This is a genomic window from Sporosarcina sp. E16_8, assembly GCF_017347095.1.
In the GTDB taxonomy this organism is placed as follows: Bacteria; Bacillota; Bacilli; order Bacillales_A; family Planococcaceae; genus Sporosarcina.
Map to the genome: position 1 here is coordinate 1 of NZ_JADPRZ010000101.1, position 2,896 is coordinate 2,896.

General features: G+C 34.1%; 3 protein-coding genes. 1 reads left to right on the forward strand and 2 read right to left on the reverse strand.

Going from position 1 to position 2,896, the window contains the following annotated elements:
* Both I2484_RS20855 and I2484_RS20860 read right to left on the reverse strand, forming a co-directional pair.
* Positions 1–641 (reverse strand): IS110 family transposase (locus I2484_RS20855; RefSeq protein ID WP_255551642.1); only part of this gene is annotated, 641 nt, incomplete at its 3' end.
* A gap of 251 nt (positions 642–892) precedes the next feature.
* Positions 893–2,134 (reverse strand): S-layer homology domain-containing protein, encoded by a 1,242-nt coding sequence (locus I2484_RS20860; RefSeq protein ID WP_207152969.1) that lies wholly within the window; start codon positions 2,132–2,134, stop codon positions 893–895.
* Positions 2,135–2,502: 368 nt separating this feature from the next.
* Between I2484_RS20860 and I2484_RS20865 the strand changes: the two genes are divergently transcribed.
* Complete coding sequence (locus I2484_RS20865) at positions 2,503–2,826, forward strand: transposase (protein ID WP_207152970.1); 324 nt, start codon at positions 2,503–2,505, stop codon at positions 2,824–2,826.
* The last annotated feature ends 70 nt before the right edge of the window (positions 2,827–2,896 follow it).

The window sequence follows — 2,896 nt, forward strand, 5'->3', positions numbered from 1 at the left end:
AAGGGGGTCGACCACTGTGCAAAAAACAACAACGAACAATTCACCCAATTGTATAAAAACGCAAAGAAGATTAGATATTGAAGTAAATACCTAATCCACGTCTTATAAATATGTAATTGTAGTGAATTTCCAGAGTAGTTTCTTGCACAGGTACCTGAAATTAATTGCAGTTCAAGTATGGATTCAACGCTCGTCCCACCACGTCCATGAAGCAATGACTGGACAATCGCCATCAGATCCACACGGTCCGTTTTCGTGTAATTTAAAACAGTTTCTCTTTCCCGGGCAGTCGTTGCCGCATTCAATATACGGACGACATATCCTTCACTCATACACAGTCTCACAAGGTCTTCATAGTAGTGTGCAGTCGTTTCAATTCCGAAAATCACATGTGAAAGTGAGTAAGTTTCACATGTCGAATCGATGTGTTTCTTCATCAGTTGATAGCCTGTCATTGATCCGTCAAACTCAAATGGCTCCTGTAAAATATCGCCGTAGATTGTGCATACCATCGCTGTATTCACATATTTCGCTGCATCAATCGCTACAATACAGTATTCTTTTGCCTTTTCTTCTCGCATTAAACGGTTCCAATGACTTCCGTTCTTCCCCTGAATATGATTAAATGATAGTATAACCATTGTTTTCAGCTCCTCCTATTTGATGGGGATGGTATATCGGAAGTTCTGTGATTGGTACTTCTCCTATACCCTGAAAACAATGGTTTTTTCATTTGCCTACTATCTATTTAACATAATAGGCATCTGAAATTAAACATAAACGCCACACTATTCGGTGAATAACCTATCGAATATTTAATGTTTTTTAGTTTTGAATAAGTTCCTTAAGTCAAAAACCAACTTAAATAATACAATCCTACCGGCATTATTGTTCACTTTTCTTCTACTTTAAAATGAGGTATCCTTCCGGAATCGAATTCATAATAAACCAAAAAACCTCCTCCGTCGTAAACGTTTCCAGTTTCTATTACCCAGTTTATGATTACAACCACTTCCTCCGGTTCTTTATTCATTATTTCGGCCATTGATTTTATACGGTGATTCCTATCTTTCGAAAGCATATTTCCACCATATTGCATTTTAAAATTGTACTTTTTTTCTAGCATGTCCATATTTTCTTTTTGATTAATTTCTATTTGTTCAATAGTTTTCCCATCTGGTAATGGTACCTCATCAGGCTCACTAATATCGTATGTTATTAACTTTTCTGCATAGTTGTCAGTATTTATGATTAAATATATTAAATCCCCTTTTAGAGAATCATGACGAATTAAAGCGTACTTTGTTAAAATTGGAGTATTCGGAAAGGCTACGGCATACTCTGCTCCATTTTTTGCTTCTTCAATTGTCATATTGGTATTTGTAAATACCGATTTATGAATCTGATTACTATAGACATATTCAGACTCATGAAAAATATGAGTGGAAATATATAATTCACTATTGTAAGGAGGAGTTTTTCCACCTGATTCAAAATTAATATATTGTTCTATTCCTTTTAATTTCATTGTCCGATACACAAAAGAAATAAATTGAGCACGTGTGACGTTCTCTTTTGGTCTAAAGTCAGCCAATTCGGTTGTAATACCGTATTGCGCCAATGTCGCAACAGATGTCTTATGGCTATTGGAAACATTTTCAAGATTGACTTTAACAGTACTACCCGAATTGTGTTTTAAATCAAATGCACGGATAATCGTAGTAGCCATTTGTTCTCGATTCAATTCCCCATCTTTAAAAAAACCGTCTTCTCCTATAAAAATACCTTTATCAATCGAAGCGGCGATTGGTATTATAAGTGGATGTGTAGAATCTATATCTTTATACTTTTTAATAATTTCTTCATAGTCTTCAGGAACATCAAAATCTAAAATCCTGAAAAAAATAGTAGCCGCTTCTGTGCGCTTGATTGGATGGTTAGGTCTAAAATGAAATATCTCTTTATCAAATCTATATCCACCAATCAAGCCTTTCTTTTGAAGAAAATCCAATGCTTCGTAATGGGAGCTCGACTTATCAACATCTGAGTAATTATAAAATGCAAAAGCAGATGAAGTTGGAATCAAAATTAATAGCACTACTAACATCGTAAAAATCTTAAAAACCTTTTTCATTAATCTCACCTTTCTCAAACTTTATTGTACTTCTTTCAATCATAGATTAGAATTTCTTTTGTTTTCATTCAAGATATACTATTTAGTTAGCAGTCGCTCCTTTCAAAAATATGAGTAAATGGACTTGCGTAAAAAGGACTATAATTCCCATTATATACTAATTGTTATTTTTTGCAAATTAATTCATACATATTAACTCAACTTTCGCATCCAATAAAACAGCGTAATCAGTTAGCTGTCCTAGTTTTGTAGCCCACTGGATTGGCCCATTGACAACAATTTCATAAATATAAAAAGACACCTCATTCTAAACTGTGTTGTGCACCCCAAAAGTTAGAGTCAAAATCTAACTTTTGGGGTGTTTTATTATGGCTAAATATAGCGATGTGTTTAAGTTGATGGTTGTGAGAGAGTATCTAGATGGTCCACTTGGTTTAACGTTTCTTGTGCGTAAATATGATATAAAATCACATTCACAGCTTAGTAATTGGGTGAACGTTTACCAGAAATACGGCGCAAAAGGGCTTTCTAGAAAGAAGAAAAGTGAAATTTATTCTGTTCAATTCAAGCTAGATGTACTAAGCTTTATGAAAAGGACAGGCGTTTCTCAAACTAGTGTGGGTACCTGTGCACAAAACAACAACGAACAATTCACCCAATTGTATAAAAACGCAAAGAAGATTAGATATTGAAGTAAATACCTAATCCACGTCTTATAAATATGTAATTGTAGTGAATTATCAAAATAGTTTCTTATACAGT

What these genes read in the sequence shown, in the direction of transcription:
- I2484_RS20865 (WP_207152970.1), top strand. Translation starts at nt 2,503, where the DNA reads ATGGCTAAATATAGCGATGTGTTTAAGTTGATGGTTGTGAGAGAGTAT.
- I2484_RS20860 (WP_207152969.1), bottom strand. Translation starts at nt 2,134, where the DNA reads ATGAAAAAGGTTTTTAAGATTTTTACGATGTTAGTAGTGCTATTAATT.